Source organism: Streptomyces sp. NPDC007205, from assembly GCF_040634095.1.
In the GTDB taxonomy this organism is placed as follows: domain Bacteria; phylum Actinomycetota; class Actinomycetes; order Streptomycetales; family Streptomycetaceae; genus Streptomyces.
Genome location: NZ_JBEYEW010000005.1, coordinates 95,354 through 109,159 on the forward strand (window position 1 = coordinate 95,354; position 13,806 = coordinate 109,159).

The 13,806-nt window shown below is 72.9% G+C and carries 12 protein-coding genes; 6 read left to right on the forward strand and 6 right to left on the reverse strand.

The features are described 5' to 3' along the window. Positions 1-30: 30 nt before the first annotated feature. Positions 31-438: a CoA-binding protein gene (locus ABZ624_RS11410; RefSeq protein WP_360085459.1), complete on the reverse strand. Its 408-nt coding sequence runs from the start codon at positions 436-438 to the stop codon at positions 31-33. A 143-nt stretch (positions 439-581) separates the two neighbouring features. Here ABZ624_RS11410 and ABZ624_RS11415 point away from each other — a divergent pair, with 143 nt between their 5' ends. From ABZ624_RS11415 to ABZ624_RS11435, 5 genes are all read left to right on the forward strand, one after another. Next, a complete protein-coding gene (locus ABZ624_RS11415; RefSeq protein WP_360085462.1) occupies positions 582-1,433 on the forward strand; it encodes a hypothetical protein in 852 nt (283 codons plus the stop codon). Beyond that, a complete protein-coding gene (locus ABZ624_RS11420; protein ID WP_360085465.1) occupies positions 1,430-1,972 on the forward strand; it encodes a histidine phosphatase family protein in 543 nt (180 codons plus the stop codon). Before ABZ624_RS11415 ends, ABZ624_RS11420 begins: the two co-directional genes overlap by 4 nt. A 149-nt stretch (positions 1,973-2,121) precedes the next feature. Continuing rightward, positions 2,122-2,748 carry a YigZ family protein gene (locus tag ABZ624_RS11425; protein WP_360085468.1) on the forward strand — a complete coding sequence of 209 codons (627 nt, stop codon included), beginning with the start codon at positions 2,122-2,124 and terminating at the stop codon, positions 2,746-2,748. A gap of 106 nt (positions 2,749-2,854) precedes the next feature. Continuing rightward, positions 2,855-4,018 (forward strand): exonuclease SbcCD subunit D, encoded by a 1,164-nt coding sequence (locus ABZ624_RS11430; protein ID WP_360085471.1) that lies wholly within the window; start codon positions 2,855-2,857, stop codon positions 4,016-4,018. Next, complete coding sequence (locus ABZ624_RS11435; RefSeq protein WP_360085474.1) at positions 4,015-7,014, forward strand: SMC family ATPase; 3,000 nt, start codon at positions 4,015-4,017, stop codon at positions 7,012-7,014. The genes ABZ624_RS11430 and ABZ624_RS11435 overlap by 4 nt, the downstream gene beginning before the upstream one ends. 21 nt (positions 7,015-7,035) lie before the next feature. Here ABZ624_RS11435 and ABZ624_RS11440 read toward each other — a convergent pair whose 3' ends face one another. Both ABZ624_RS11440 and ABZ624_RS11445 read right to left on the reverse strand, forming a co-directional pair. Further along, positions 7,036-8,610: a S53 family peptidase gene (locus ABZ624_RS11440; RefSeq protein WP_360085477.1), complete on the reverse strand. Its 1,575-nt coding sequence runs from the start codon at positions 8,608-8,610 to the stop codon at positions 7,036-7,038. Positions 8,611-8,656: 46 nt separating this feature from the next. Continuing rightward, entirely contained in the window at positions 8,657-9,985 is a 1,329-nt protein-coding gene (locus ABZ624_RS11445; RefSeq protein ID WP_360085480.1) for an alkaline phosphatase family protein, read from the reverse strand. A 348-nt stretch (positions 9,986-10,333) separates the two neighbouring features. Between ABZ624_RS11445 and ABZ624_RS11450 the strand changes: the two genes are divergently transcribed. Beyond that, positions 10,334-10,849, forward strand: coding sequence for an immunity 21 family protein (locus ABZ624_RS11450; RefSeq protein WP_360085483.1), 516 nt, complete (start codon positions 10,334-10,336; stop codon positions 10,847-10,849). 17 nt (positions 10,850-10,866) lie between these two features. Here ABZ624_RS11450 and ABZ624_RS11455 read toward each other — a convergent pair whose 3' ends face one another. From ABZ624_RS11455 to ABZ624_RS11465, 3 genes are read right to left on the reverse strand one after another with little or no spacing between them, the layout of a single operon-like run. After that, the gene (locus tag ABZ624_RS11455; RefSeq protein WP_360085486.1) at positions 10,867-12,105 is read right to left on the reverse strand and encodes a cytochrome P450; all 1,239 of its coding nucleotides are present in this window, start codon (positions 12,103-12,105) and stop codon (positions 10,867-10,869) included. A 34-nt stretch (positions 12,106-12,139) separates the two neighbouring features. Beyond that, on the reverse strand, positions 12,140-13,531 hold the full coding sequence (locus tag ABZ624_RS11460) for an FAD/NAD(P)-binding oxidoreductase (protein WP_360085489.1): 1,392 nt from the start codon (positions 13,529-13,531) through the stop codon (positions 12,140-12,142). After that, the gene (locus tag ABZ624_RS11465) at positions 13,521-13,769 is read right to left on the reverse strand and encodes a ferredoxin (RefSeq protein ID WP_360085492.1); all 249 of its coding nucleotides are present in this window, start codon (positions 13,767-13,769) and stop codon (positions 13,521-13,523) included. Before ABZ624_RS11465 ends, ABZ624_RS11460 begins: the two co-directional genes overlap by 11 nt. Positions 13,770-13,806: the final 37 nt, after the last annotated feature.

Here is a 13,806-nt window from a genome sequence, read left to right on the forward strand (position 1 = left end):
CGGAGAATTGTGAGTAGAAGGAAAGATTCGCTACTGCAGAAGGGGAATTTCGATCGCCGGGCAGCGGTCCATCACCATGTCCAGACCGGCTGCCCGGGTCCGCTCGTACGCGCTCTCGTCCACGACGCCGAGCTGGAACCACACCGCCCGCGCGCCCTTCGCCACGGCCTCGTCGGCCACCGCGCCGGCCAGCTCCCTGTTGACGAAGACGTCGACCACGTCGACGTCGAAGGGGATGTCCGCGAGGGAGGCGTACCCCTGCTCGCCGTGCACCGTCTCGGCCTTGGGGTGCACCGGCACGATCCGCTTGCCGAACCGCTGGAGCACCTGCGCCACCCCGTACGCGGCCCGGCTCCGGTTGGTGGACAGGCCGACCACCGCCCAGGTGTCGCCCAGCTGGGTCAGAATCCTGCGGATCGTCGCTTCGTCGCCGTACACGGCCGCCTCCTGGGTTGCTGCGGGTAACTGTTCGCCTGGGCAACGGCACCCGGCGGGTCCGGATTCCCTCCCGTAGCCGCCACCATGTCCGTAATCGGCGCAAGGTGCCTGCGCGCGGCCGCCCGCCCGCCTACGCTCGGCCCGTGCTGCGCTTCCTCGACGCCCGAACCGGTGAGCCCGTCCCCGCCGCGCCCGCCCGCCGCGGCCTGACCCGCATCGAGGCCTATGCCTCCGGCCTCGACCCGACCGCCCTGCGGGTGCTGCTCACCGCCGACCTCCTGGTCCGCGCCCTGGAACTGACCGGCACCCCCGTCTGGACGATCCTCACGGCCCCCCACCGCCACGCCGAACTCCGCACAGTCGCCACCACCCTCTCCATCCGCCCCTTCGAGGACGGCCGGGACCTGGCATCGGGGCTGGGAGAGGCCCAGGCGATCCACGTGACGTCCGACCCTGAGCACGTCCTCAACGCCGGTCCGGTGATGCGGGTGGCCCCGGTGGAGTGGACGGCGGACCCGACCGGTGCTCGGGCACCGGGATCTACGTCGGCTGGGGCCGGTGGGGTCGGTGGGGTCGGTGGGGCCAGTGGGGCCGGTGGGGGCGCTGGTGATGCGGGTGAGTCCGCTGTGCACCCCGCGCTCCCGGTGCTGCTCACCGATCCCGCTGCTCTGCGGCTCGCGCTGCTCTCCGTCCCGCGCGGTGACACCGTCCGGCTGGACTGCGTGGTCCTGGGTGAGGCTGCCGGGCGGTTGGCGCGGGTGCGGCGGGCCGTGGCCGGGTGGGCGCGGCAGCCGTCGCGGCCGGTGCCGGAGGGGGTGCGGACGCGGTTGCGCTCCGCGTGGGAGGACGACCTCGACCTGCCGGGCGTGCTGGACGTACTGCGGTCCGTGGAGACCGACCCGGACATCTCCGACGGTGCCCGGTTCGAGACGTACGTCTACGCCGACCGTCTGCTCGCCCTCGACCTCGCCCGCGATCTCGGGAGCCTCGCGTGATCGCGCGGGCGGGCACGGGCCCGCTGCGCCGGCTGGTGGTCCTGCGGCATGCCAAGTCCGCCTGGCCCGAGGGCGTCGAGGACCACCGCAGGCCGCTCGCGCCGCGCGGCCTGCGCGACGCCCCGGCCGCCGGACGCGCCCTCGCCGACGCCGACTGCCTGCCCGACCTCGCCCTGTGCTCCACGGCCGTACGCGCCCGGCGCACCTGGGAGCTGGCCTCCGCCGAGTGGGGCACCCCGCCGCCGGTGCGCTACGACCGGCGGCTGTACGCTGCGGAGGTGCCGGACCTGCTGGAGGTCGTACGCGGGGCGCCGCCCGAGGTGGAGACCCTGCTGCTCGTCGGGCACAACCCGGGGCTGGAGGAACTCGTCCTGGAGCTGGCCGGGGACGGCCTGGACGGCACCCTGGACCGGGTGCGGACCAAGTTCCCGACCTCCGCGATCGCCGTCCTCGACTGGCACGGCACCGGCTGGACCGCCCTCGCCCCGGGCACGGCCCTCCTGACGTCGTTCACGGTGCCACGCGGACGCAAGGGCTAGACCCTGCCGGCCTGGCGCCCCGAAGGGCCGCGAGGCTGTATCGGTATGCGGCTCCACCGCGCGGGCGCGACCGGCCACGACGACGCCGCAGACGAACGACGGCACGCCTCCCGTCCCGGCGCGACCAGCGGAGCGCATACGCTGACGGGATGCAGGACGAGTACCGCACAGTCGCCCGCGCGGGCGTCCACGAGACCGAGATCAACCGCTCCCGCTTCCTGTGCGCCCTCGCCCCGGCCGCCACCGAGCAGGAGGCGCAGGACTTCATCGCCTCTGTGCGCAAGGAGCACGCCGACGCCACCCACAACTGCTGGGCGTACGTCATCGGAGCCGACGCCTCCGTGCAGAAGGCCAGCGACGACGGCGAACCGGGCGGCACCGCCGGCGTCCCCATGCTCCAGATGCTGCTGCGCCGTGAGATGCGCTACGTCGTCGCGGTCGTCACCCGCTACTACGGCGGCGTCAAGCTCGGTGCCGGCGGACTCATCCGCGCCTACGGCGGCGCCGTGGGCGAGGCCCTCGACACGCTCGGCACGCTCACCCGGCGCCGCTTCCGGCTGGCCACGGTGACCGTCGACCACCAGCGCGCCGGCAAGGTGCAGAACGATCTGCGCGCCACCGGACGCGAGGTGCGGGACGTCCGTTACGGCGAGGCCGTGACCATCGAGATCGGGCTGCCGGACGCCGACGTGGACGCCTTCCGTGGATGGCTCGCCGATGTGACGGCGGGCACAGCGGGGTTCGAACTCGGCGGAGAAGCCTACGGAGATGCCTGACAGTTGGAGCAAATCGGGCAAAACTTATCAAAGTTGGCCGGTCGTCACGGGCTGATACGGGAGTAACCGCCCGTGATGTCAGACCCGGCCGTTAGTCTCGGGGATCATGCGACTCCTGCACACGTCCGACTGGCATCTCGGCCGGGCCTTCCACCGGGTGAACATGCTCGGGGCCCAGGCCGAGTTCATCGGTCACCTCGTCACCACCGTGCGTGAGCGCGAGGTGGACGCGGTGGTCGTCTCGGGCGATGTGTACGACCGCGCGGTGCCCCCGCTCGCCGCGGTCGAGCTGTTCGACGACGCCCTGCACCGCCTCGCGGACCTCGGCGTGCCCACGGTGATGATCTCCGGCAACCATGACTCGGCCCGCCGCCTCGGCGTCGGCGCCGGACTCATCGACCGCGCCGGCATCCACCTGCGCACCGAGCCGTCCGCCGCGGGCACCCCGGTCGTGCTGGCCGACGCCCACGGCGACGTCGCCTTCTACGGCCTGCCGTACCTCGAACCGGCCCTGGTGAAGGACGAGTTCGGGGTGGAGAAGGCCGGTCACGAGGCCGTGCTCGGCGCCGCCATGGACCGCGTCCGCGCCGACCTCGCCACCCGCGCGCCCGGCACCCGCTCGGTCGTCCTCGCCCACGCCTTCGTCACCGGCGGTGAGGCCAGCGACAGCGAGCGGGACATCACCGTCGGCGGGGTCGCCGCCGTACCGGCCGGGGTCTTCGGCGGCGTCGACTACGCGGCACTCGGTCATCTGCACGGCTGCCAGACCATCACCGAGCGCGTGCGCTACTCCGGCTCGCCGCTCGCCTACTCCTTCTCCGAGGCCGGTCACCGCAAGAGCATGTGGCTCGTCGACCTGGCCGCCGACGGCTCCGTCACCGCCGAGCGCCTCGACTGCCCGGTGCCGCGCCCGCTGGCCCGCCTCCGCGGCACCCTGGAGGACCTGCTTGCCGACCCGGAGCTGACCCGCCACGAGCACGCCTGGGTCGAGGCCACCCTCACCGACGCGCTCCGGCCCGCCGATCCCATGGCCCGCCTCACCGAGCGCTTCCCGCACACCCTCAGCCTGGTCTTCGCCCCCGAGCGCGCCCCGGACGACCCCCAGGTGTCGTACGCCCGGCGCCTCGCCGGCCGCAGCGACCAGCAGATCGCCCAGGACTTCGTCGCCCATGTACGCGGCGCCGGACCCGACGAGCGCGAGGCCGCCGTGCTCCGGGAGGCGTTCGACGCCGTGCGCGCCGACGCCGCCGTACGGGAGGTGGCCCGGTGAGGCTGCACCGGCTCGACATCACCGCCTTCGGGCCCTTCGGCGGCTCCCAGAGCGTCGCCTTCGACGCCCTGTCCGCCGCCGGGCTCTTCCTGCTGCACGGCCCCACCGGCGCCGGCAAGACCACCGTCCTGGACGCCGTCTGCTACGCCCTGTACGGCTCCGTCCCCGGCGCCCGGCAGAGCGGCCAGGGCATGCACCTGCGCAGCGACCACGCCGAGCCGCGCACCCGCACCGAGGTCCGCCTCGAGCTCACCGTCGCCGGCCGCCGCCTGGAGGTCACCCGGCAGCCGCCGTGGGAGCGGCCCAAACTGCGCGGCAAGGGCACGACCGTCGACAAGGCCCAGACCTGGCTGCGCGAGTACGACGCCGCGGCCGGCGCCTGGAAGGACCGCAGCCGCTCCCACCAGGAGATCGGCGAGGAGATCACCCAGCTGCTCGGCATGAGCCGCGAGCAGTTCTGCCAGGTCGTGCTGCTGCCCCAGGGTGACTTCGCCCGCTTTCTGCGCGCCGACGCGGAGGCCCGTGGCCGGCTGCTGGGCCGCCTCTTCGACACCCAGCGATTCGCCGACGTCGAGAAGCGCCTGGCCGAACGCCGCCGCGCCACCGAGGCACGCGTGCGTGAGGGCGACGCGGCTCTCCTCGCCGATGCCCACCGCATGCAGCAGGAGGCCGGCGACGCCATGGAGGTGCCGGAGCTGGCCCCGGGTGACCCGGGCCTGGCCGGGGCCGTGCTCGGCGCCGCCGCGGTCGCCCGCGCCACCGCCCGCGAACGCCTGACCGTCGCGCACTGCCGGTTCGCCGCCGCCGAGTCCGCCCACGCCGAGACCCGGCGCGCCCTGGACGACGTACGCGAACTCGCCCGCCTGCAGAGCCGGTTCGCCGAGGCCCGGCAGCGCGCCGAGCGGCTCCAGGAGCGGACCGGCACCCATCGCGAGGACCGGCAGCGCATGGAACGGGCCCGCAAGGCGGAGGCGGTCGCGCCCGCACTGGAGCTGCGTGAGGCCGCTGAGCAGGAGCACCACAGGGCGGTCCGGTCCGAGGCACGCGCGCGTGGCCTGCTCCCCGGCTCCTGCGCCGACGCGGGCGCCGGCGGACTCGCCTCCGCCGCCCGCCGGGCCGCCGAGGAACTGGGCGGCCTGGACGCGGCCCGGCGTGCCGAGCAGCGGCTCACCGAGCTGGCCGAGGAGCGGTCCGGGCTCGACCGCCAGGAGCGCGCCGACGAGGACGCGCTGCGCGAGGCCGAGGCCTGGCTCGCCGAGTGGGACACCATGCGCGCGGCGCTGCAGTCCCGCGTCGACTCCGCCCAGGAGGCCGCCATCCGCGCCGAACAGCTCGCCGTCCAGCGGGAACCGATGCGCACGCGCCTCGACGCGGCCCGTACCCGGGACCGGCTGGCCGCCGACCTGGAGCAGGCCCAGCAGCGCGCGCGTGCCTCCGAGGAGCACGCTCTCGACGCCCGCGCCCGCTGGCTCGACCTCAAGGAGCAGCGCCTGAACGGCATCGCCGCCGAGCTGGCCGCCCACCTCACCGAGGGCGAGCCCTGCGCCGTCTGCGGAGCCGTCGAACACCCCGCACCGGCCCGCAAGGTCGTGGGCCACGTCGACCGCGAGACCGAGGACCGTGCCCACCAAGCCTGGCAGCAGGCCGACGCCCGGCACACCGAGGACGAACGGGGCCTCGGTGTCGTCCGCGAGGCCCTGGCCGCCGCCACCGCCGAGGCAGGCGACCGGCCCACCGCCCAACTCGAAGCGTCACTCGCCGAGTTGGAGCAGGAGTACGCCCGAGCCCGGCGCGCCGCCTCCGCGCTGCACGCCGCCCACGAGGAGCTGCGGCGCGCCGAGCACGAGCGCGAGCAGCGCCTCGCCGACCGCCAGCAGGCCGCCGTACGGGCCGCCTCCCGGCTCACCCGGCGCGAGACCCTGGAGCGCGAACAGACCAAGCTGGAGGCGGAGTTGGCGACGGCGCGCGGCGGCTCGGGCAGCGTGGCCGCGCGCGCCGCAGAGCTGGAGCGTCAGGTGGCGCTGCTCACCGACGCCGCCGACGCCGCGCGCACCGCCGAGGACACCGCGCAGCGCCTGAAGGACGCCGACGCCCGCCTCGCCGACGCCGCCTACCGCGCCGGCTTCGACACCCCGCAGGCCGCGGCCGACGCCCTCCTGGACCCCGCCGCCCACCGCGAGCTGCAGCACCGCCTGGACGCCTGGCAGACGGAGGAGGCCGCCGTACGCGCGGCACTGGCGGAGGCCGACACCGCGGCCGCCGCCCAGCGCCCGCCCGCCGACCCGGCCACGGCCGAGCGCTCGGCGGCCACGGCCGAACACCGGCTGCGCGAGGCGGCGTCCGCGCGGGACGCGGCGGCCCGCTGCTGCGCCGAGCTCGACCGCCTCACCGCGCGCGCCACCGGGGCCGTACGAGGACTCGCCCCGCTCCGCGAGGAGTACGACCGGGTGGCCCGCCTCGCCGCCCTCACCGCGGGCACCTCCGCCGACAACGAACGCAGGATGCGCCTGGAGTCGTATGTGCTGGCGGCCCGCCTGGAGCAGGTCGCCGCCGCCGCGACCGCACGGCTGCAGCGCATGTCCTCGGGCCGCTACACCCTCGTCCACTCCGACGACCGCGCCGGACGCGGCCGTAGCGGACTCGGGCTGCACGTGGTCGACGCCTGGACCGGACGCGAACGCGACACCGCCACCCTGTCCGGCGGCGAGACCTTCTTCGCCTCGCTCGCCCTCGCCCTCGGCCTCGCGGACGTCGTCACCGACGAGGCCGGCGGCGTCCGCCTCGACACGCTGTTCATCGACGAGGGCTTCGGCAGCCTCGACGACCAGACCCTCGACGAGGTCCTCGACGTCCTCGACTCCCTGCGCGAACGCGACCGCAGCGTCGGCATCGTCAGCCATGTCGGCGATCTGCGCCGCCGTATCCACGCCCAGCTGGAGGTCGTGAAGGCAAGAGCGGGCTCCACGCTGCTCCAGCGGGGCGTGGACGGATCGTGAACCCGGAATCCGTCGTGCCGGTCAGGGGTGCGACGCTCCCACCACGGACCTCAGCCGCTGAAGGAGCTCTTCTCCGTCGGGTGTGCCCAGGCCGGTGCAGGCGTCCCAGCCGACCCCGGCCTGGTAGGAGCCGTTGTCTCCCTCGGTGACGTCGTGGAAGCCGGGGACAGGCGTATGGGCTGCCACGCCTTGGTAGACAAGGGGCTGAAGCAGCCCGAGCGGCCGGCCGAGGTCCTGGGCGAGGCGGCACACCAGGGCGGCCCACAGGGGTGCGACGGCGCTGGTGCCGCCGATGACCGCGGGCCGGCCGTCGACGCGGACCTGGTATCCGGTGGCGGGATCGGCGTCGGCGGAGACGTCGGGCAGGCCGCGTACCTGGCCGCTGCCGCCGGTGACGGCGTCGGCCTGCCATGCGGGCCGTTCGAAGACATCGCTGAAGCCGCCGCCGGTGCCCGCGCCGTTGGTGTGCCAGACCACCTCGGACGTGATCTGTCCGGTGCGGGGGTCGGCCTCCAGGCGGGTGCCACCGCAGGCGAGCGTGAGCGGGCTGGAGGCGGGGAAGTCGGCGTGCGGCCGACCGTCGCCTACGCCGTCACCGCTGCCCTCGTCGCCGGTGGCGGCACATACGGTGACACCGATGGCCGCCGCGTCGGCGAGAGCCTGCTCGAACACATTGCGGTTCTGCTCGGTCCAGGAGTCCTCGCTCTTGCCCCAGCTGATGCTCACCGCAGTGGGAGTGGGGGTGGCGTGGACGGCGGTGATCAGGGCGTCGGCGAAGGCCCGGTCGTTGTTGGGCGCGAAGTAGACGGTCTGCCGGGCGCCGGGCGCCAGGGCGCCGGCGACCTCGATGTCCAGCAGGACCTCTCCGTCGGGGCCGTCCGGATTTCCCTCCGGTGCGTTGCGGGCGCCGTGGATGCCACGGGCCGTGACGGTCGGCGTGGGGACGATGCCCAGGCCGGCGAAGTACGTGTCGAGGTCGTCCTGGGTGTACCCGCCGCTCAGTTCGAGGATCGCCAGGTTCTGGCCCGTCCCGTCGGCGTCCTTCGGGAAGTGGTACACATCGGCGAGTTGGGGCGGGGTGTACGAGTGGCCCGCGTGGGCCCGGTCGTGCAGGCGGAGGTGAGGACGGGCTTGTGGGCGGTCGTCGAACCCGAGGACGCCGGTGACGATGCCCTCCCACTCGGAGGGGATGTGCAGGACACCGGTCCGGTGCCGGTGACGCACCGGCCGCCCGGTGCGGGGGTCGGCGCTGTCGGCGTACTCCAGCGTGCCCGGATCGATCACCTCGCGCAGCTGGCCCAGCGTTCCCGACAGGAAGATCCGGCGGCCGGCCAGGTCGGTCTCCGCCTGCAGACCGTGCCGTTCGGCGACGCGCTGCACCTGGGCGGCATCCTCGGGGTCGGCTCCGTACTGGCGGGCCAGGTCTTCCGGCGTGAGGGTGCGCGGAGTGTCGACGTACTCTCTCGGCAACCCGCTGCGTCGGCGCAAGTACACGGTGAGGTCGATGCGCTGGGTGTCGGGTACGTCTGCGATCGGCTCGGCGCCGGGGGAAGGAGCGCGTTCGCTGCCGTGAAGGGGGACTTTCCGTAGGGTCATGACGATCTTGTCCTTCTGCGGTCACGGGACGGGAGGATGACGTCGCTCAGGTCGGTGGGATGAGCCGGCGCGCGACGAGGTCGGCGTGCACCTGCTCCAGGTGGGAGGTCTCGCTCCGGGCCGGGTTGGCTCCGATGGAGGTGGGGACGATGACGCCGTCGAGCGGGTCGTCGTCGCGCGGCTGTCCGAGTGTGAGAACGGCGCCGATGCCAGGGGCGTTTTGGTCACGAGCGGTCAGCGAGTCCAGCCCCCAGCGTTCCTCCACGGTCTTGAGCAACGACGTGTGATCCAGAGGCGTGGATCCGTTGGGGACACGGAAGACGGTGCCGGCCTCGATCAGCGGGGACACCAACACGGTGGGCACGCGCACGCCGAAGCGCGTGAAGTCGAAGCCGAACTCGCCCACCGCCTGGTCGGGCGGCTCCGCATCCGAGGGCGGCGGTATGTGGTCGTAACAGCCGCCGTGCTCGTCATAGGTGACGACGAGCAGCGTTGCGGCCCAGTCGGGACCGTTGCGCAGTGCGTAGTACACGTCGTGGATCAGCTGCTCGCCGAGAGCCACGTCGTAGTTGGGGTGCTGACTGTTGCCCGTGGACGACCAGGCGGGCTCGAGGAACGTGAAAGCCGGCAGGGCGCCTTGGGCAGCGGCCTGCTTGAAGTCGATGAACTGGCCGAAATGCGTCGCGGCGGCACCGGCGATGTCGGGGAAGTCACCACGGGTGAGCGGCTGGGCATGGTAGCCGTAGACGGTCCACTCGACGTTCTTCCGGGAGAGCTCGCCGAAGATGCTGGGCGTGGTGAAGGTGTGCGTGTGGTCGTCCATGTGGCCCTGACTCGTTCCGGCCAGTGTGAACGCCCGGTTGGGCAGGGTCTCGGTGGGCACCGAGCTGTACCAGTGGTCGCACACCGCGTAGCCGCGGGCCAGACCGGACAGCACCGGAAGTCCTCGCGGGGTGAAACACCCCATGATGTCAGCGGTCGTTGTGCCCGGATACACCGGATCGTGCCGCTCCTGGTGGCGTTCGAGGGTCATGGCGAAGTCGGTGACGAAGCCGTTGTTGGTCGGTTTCTGCCCCGCGGCGGGTGTGGCCGTACCGAACACCTGGTGGCTGGTGGCCCGGTACCCCTCCCCGGGGTTGGCGCCGGGCATGAAGTACGCACCCGCAACGGCCGGGTCGATCCGGAAGACGGTGACGTCTCTGCCGTTGTCATCGGGATTGGACTCGCCGCCGGTCAGTCCCTCATAGGGGGCACCGGACTTCGATCGGTTTCCGTCGTCGGTGTACAGGAATCCCAGCATGTGGTCGAACGAGCGGTTCTCCAGCATCAGGACCACAAGGTGGTCGATCTGGTCCAGGTGTGCGGATGCGGGCATGGGAAGCCTCCGGACAGACCGAGGGCAGATGAGACAGCTGTGAAGGTGAGACAGCTCTGCAGGAGACAGCTGTGAAGGTACGGCTGCTGGGGGGCGTCAGGCGGGATCCCCCTGCCGGTCACGGCGAATCCGCTTCTCACCCACAGCATTTCACCATCTGGTCGCACGCGCATCCCGGTGGAATTGCACAGCGCGCGGTGCTGTGCATCGACGTTCGGTGCGGAGGCCGACTGGTTGAACCGGAAAGGGCCCCCGCCGAACTCGGCTACCGGGTCGAGGAGATGCCGGTCCGATGCTGGGCGGCTCGGAGTACTGCCTGCCACCCCCGCCCGTGTAGGTTCTCTGCCCATGGCTCGATACGCGGATCCAGGCGCGCTGGAGTGGGTGGAATCGGGCGGCGGCCCGCTGATAGCCGTCCCGGAGACGGTGCTGCCGTTCTGGGCGGGCGCCGACAGCGAGGAACTCGACACCGACTACGACCGGGCCTGCGAGGTCGACGGATACGTCGGCCTGCTCCCGGTCGGCGACAGCGCGGCCCTGGTGTTCGGCGACGAACCCGCCTCCACCTCCTACCTGCCGGACCACGCCAGCTTCGTACGGTGGTCCGCCGCGAGCTCGGAGGCCGAACTGCTCGACAGCGTCCCCGCCGCCCTCGACGCGGCGGCGTGGGGGAGCGAGGTGCGCTGGCGGGTGCCCGGCCCGGTGCTGCTGTTCGACTCGGCCTGGCCGGGCGGCGCCGCGGCGAGCCAGGAGCATGTGCGGATCGAGCTGGAGCCGGGTTCGTACGCGGTGCGCGCCGCGTACGTCCAGCCCGGACCGGAGACCTGGGTCGGCCTGGTGCAGCTCAGACGGCTCGGCCACTGACCGGACCGCCGGCGCGGTCAACGCAGGCCGTCGAAGGCGATGTTCAGATGCCGGGGGCCGCGCAGCACCGCGTTGCGCCGGTACGGCGGCGGGTCCTCGACCAGGCGGGGGTTCTCCAGCCGCCGGGCCAGTTCGGACAGGGCGATCTGGGTCTCCAGCCGGGCCAGCGGAGCGCCGAAGCAGCTGTGGATGCCGCTGCCGAACCCCAGGTGCTGGAGGTCCTCGCGGTCCGGGTCGAAGCGCTCGGGATCCTTGAACCGATCGGGGTCGCGGTTGCCCGCGGCCAGCATCAGCCAGATACGTGAGCCCTTGGGGATGACGACCCCGCGCAGCTCGATGTCGGCGATACAGGTGCGCTGCGGCACGATCTGCACCGGCGGCTCGTAGCGCAGCAGCTCCTCCACGATCCGCACCGACAGATGCGGATCCTCGCGCAGCCGCTGCAGGACCTCCGGGTGCCGCAGCAGGGTGAGCATGCCGTTGGTGATGAGGTTGACCGTCGTCTCGTGACCGGCGATCAGCAGCAGCACCGCCGTGCTGAGCACCTCCATCATCGTCATGGCACCGTCCGGCCCCCGGCTGCCGACCAGGTCGGACAGCAGATCGTCCTGCGGCTCCTTGGTGCGCTGCTCGACCAGTCCGGCCAGGTACATCCCGAGCTGCATCCGTGCTTCCTGCGCCGTCTTCACGAACTCCGGGTCGGCGTTCTGGCGCGTCTCCGGGTCCAGGGTCGCGACCAGCGGGTCCACCCAGGCGCGAAAGCGCGGCTCGTCCTCCCGGGGCACGCCGAGCAGCCGGCAGATCACCGTCACGGGGAAGGGATAGGCGAAGTCGTCGACCAGGTCGATCTGCCGCTTGTCCTTCAGGCCGTCGAGCAGCCCGTCCACGATGGCGCCCAGCTCACCCCGCATGTTCTCCACCCGGCGCGGCCGGTGCGGCGGCCCGAAGCCCCGGTTGGCGATGCGCCTGAGCCGGTCGTGCTCCGGCGGGTCGAGCCGGATGAACGACGGCGGCAGCCCTCCCGTCTCCTCCGCCTGGCTCAGTTCGTCGTCCCCGGCGGCGGCCAGATGGGCGGCGTCCGAGCTGATCCGCGGATCGTGGAGCAGCGCCTCGATGTCCCAGTAGGAGCTGATGACGTAGGGGCCGCCGTCCTCTTCGTGCAGCACCGGTGTCCTGCGGAGTTCCGCGTACAGCGGATACGGGTCGGCGCGGTTGGCGAAGTCGGTGATCTGGCGGAACAGCGAGGCCTGCGTCATGACAAGTCCTTCGAGCGTCGGGGCCGGGCGGCGGTCAGTGGCGGGCGGGGTGGAAGACCAGCTGCTGGTCGGCCGGTGAGTAGCCACTGAGGGTCACGGTGGGGCCGTGGGTCGGCAGAGACGGGTCGGGGAAGTCGGCCGGCATCGGCTGCCGGCCCTCGGGACGTCGGTCCATCGTCGGGAACTCCACCGGGAACGGCGCGCCCCGCTCGATCTGCCGCGCGTAGAACTCCAGCCACCGGGTGTTGTCGAAGGTCACGGCGGCGACCATGCGGCCCTCGTAGCCGTACACGCCGACGAACCGGCGCTCGGCGAGCGAACCCTGAGTGATCATGATCTGGTCGCCCATGGGCGGCACTCCGACGGACTTGATGTTCACGCCGAACATCGAGGACCAGAAGGCGGGCAGCCACAGGTGCGGGCGGCGGTCGGCGCCGTGGCAGATCATGTTGTGCGCGGCAGTCTCCGCCTGGGCGACCGCGTTGCCCCAGTGTTCGAGCGACAGGAACTGGTAGCCGAACAGCGCGTGCGGCGAGCGCGCCACGTCACCGGCCACGAAGACGTCGTCCGTGACGATCCCCCGGAAGTCGAAGGCCCGGCAGCCCGCGTCACAGGCGATGCCCCGGGGCCCGGCGCCCAGCCCCGATCCGGTCAGCCAGTCGGTGTTGCGCACCGAGCCCAGCGACACCACGACCACGTCCGCCTCGACGACGCTCTCGTCGGACAGGTGGACGGCCCGCACCCTGCCCGTCGAGTCGCCCTCCAGCGAGGTCACCGTGACATGGGTGCGCAGATCCACGCCGTTCTCCAGCTGCAGGTCGGCGGCGACCGCGCCGATCACTCCGCCGAGCGCGCCCACCAGCGGCGCACCCGCGCGCTCCGCCATGGTGACCTGGAGGCCCATCTCCCGGCAGGCCGACGCGACCTCCGAACCGGCGAAGCCCGCGCCGATGATGAACACCCGGCGCGGCCCCGCCTTCAGCCGCTGGTACAGATCGGCCGCGTCGTCCCGGGTGCGCAGCAGACAGACGCCGTCCAGCCGGGCCTCCTCCTGCTTGGGCCAGGGCCGGGCGCGCACGCCGGTCGCGATGAGCAGCCGGTCGTACTCCACCTCGTCCCCGTCGGTCAGCCGCACCCGCTTGGCCGTCAGGTCCAGACCGGCCGCCGGGACGCCGAGCCGCCACTTCGCGTCGATCTCCCGGCGGTGCGGCAGCTCGGTGCGGCGCGGGGACGCCATGCCCAGCAGGACGGACTTGGACAGCGGCGGCCGGTCGTACGGCTCGTACGGCTCGTCACCGATCAGGGTCAGCTCGCCGGTGAAGCCCTCGGCGCGCAGCGTCTCGGCGGCCCGCAGCCCCGCCAGCGAGGCGCCGACGATGACGATACGGCCCTCACGCCTGAGCCATTCCACAGGGTCAGCGGCCATCGGAAGCCTCCCGGTCGGACCCGGCCCCCCGCTCGGACCCGGCGCCGTCCAGACCGTCCGCGGTGATCGCCTGTACCGGGCAGGCGGCGACGGCGCGGGCCAGCCGTTCCCGCTGCTCCTCGGGGGCGTGCGGGTTGTAGACCAGTGACTCCTCGCCGTGCATGGCGAAGACATCGGGAGCGAGGAAAGCGCACTGGGCGTACCCCTGGCATTTGTTGAGATCGACGACGAGCCTCATCGACGCTCCGCCCTTCCGGTGGCCAGGTCCGGTGGCG

Bases quoted from the DNA above. Each gene is read 5' to 3' on its own strand.
- ABZ624_RS11425 (WP_360085468.1), top strand. From the start codon at position 2,122: ATGCAGGACGAGTACCGCACAGTCGCCCGCGCGGGCGTCCACGAGACC.
- ABZ624_RS11430 (WP_360085471.1), top strand. From the start codon at position 2,855: ATGCGACTCCTGCACACGTCCGACTGGCATCTCGGCCGGGCCTTCCAC.
- ABZ624_RS11440 (WP_360085477.1), bottom strand. From the start codon at position 8,610: ATGACCCTACGGAAAGTCCCCCTTCACGGCAGCGAACGCGCTCCTTCC.
- ABZ624_RS11445 (WP_360085480.1), bottom strand. From the start codon at position 9,985: ATGCCCGCATCCGCACACCTGGACCAGATCGACCACCTTGTGGTCCTG.
- ABZ624_RS11450 (WP_360085483.1), top strand. From the start codon at position 10,334: ATGGCTCGATACGCGGATCCAGGCGCGCTGGAGTGGGTGGAATCGGGC.
- ABZ624_RS11455 (WP_360085486.1), bottom strand. From the start codon at position 12,105: ATGACGCAGGCCTCGCTGTTCCGCCAGATCACCGACTTCGCCAACCGC.
- ABZ624_RS11460 (WP_360085489.1), bottom strand. From the start codon at position 13,531: ATGGCCGCTGACCCTGTGGAATGGCTCAGGCGTGAGGGCCGTATCGTC.
- ABZ624_RS11465 (WP_360085492.1), bottom strand. From the start codon at position 13,769: ATGAGGCTCGTCGTCGATCTCAACAAATGCCAGGGGTACGCCCAGTGC.